This is a genomic window from Rubrivivax gelatinosus (genome assembly GCF_016583785.1).
In the GTDB taxonomy this organism is placed as follows: domain Bacteria; phylum Pseudomonadota; class Gammaproteobacteria; order Burkholderiales; family Burkholderiaceae_C; genus Rubrivivax; species Rubrivivax gelatinosus_B.
Genome location: NZ_NRRU01000232.1, coordinates 1 through 673, shown reverse-complemented (window position 1 = coordinate 673; position 673 = coordinate 1). Strand labels below are relative to the sequence as shown.

Annotated in this window: 1 protein-coding gene; it reads left to right on the top strand. The window is 62.9% G+C overall.

Translation table 11 applies throughout. The features are described 5' to 3' along the window. Positions 1-73: 73 nt before the first annotated feature. A partial coding sequence (locus CKO43_RS25555; protein WP_200380427.1) for a response regulator occupies positions 74-673 on the top strand: 600 nt, incomplete at its 3' end.

Sequence of the window (673 nt, the reverse complement as noted above, 5' to 3'; positions counted from 1 at the left end):
GAGGCCGCGGAACCGTCATAAACGTGAAGCTTCCTCTTGCTCCCGAAGTGCCGAAGAAGGCGACGCCAGAGCCATGAGCGCCACACGTATCCTGATCATCGACGACGAGCCGCAGATCCGGAAGTTCCTCCGGGTGGCGCTCGGAGCGCACGGTTTTGAGGTTTTCGAGGCGGAGAATGGCCGCAAGGGCGTGGAGGCCGTCGCCCTGAGGGAACCCGACCTCGTCATTCTCGATCTCGGTCTGCCCGACATCGACGGCAAGGAGGTGATCACGCGGCTTCGCGAATGGTCGAACCTGCCGATCCTCGTGCTGTCCGTCAGGGAAGGCGAGGACGAGAAGGTCGCGGCCCTCGATGCGGGAGCCAACGATTATGTGGTCAAGCCATTCGGGATCCCGGAGTTTCTGGCTCGCGTGAGGGTTCTTCTGCGTCCTGCGAGAAAAGCGGGCGAGGACAGCGCCGAGATCGTCGTCGGGGATCTGAAGCTCGATCTCGCCCGCCACGAAGTGTCGCTCGCGGCGGAGAAGCTCAAGCTGACGCCGAAAGAATTCGAGCTTCTCGCCTACCTGATGCGCAATGCCGGCCGCATCCTCACCCACCGGCAGATCTTGACGAGCGTCTGGGGGCCTGCGAATGCCGAAGACGTCCAGTATCTGCGCGTCTTCGTCGGACGT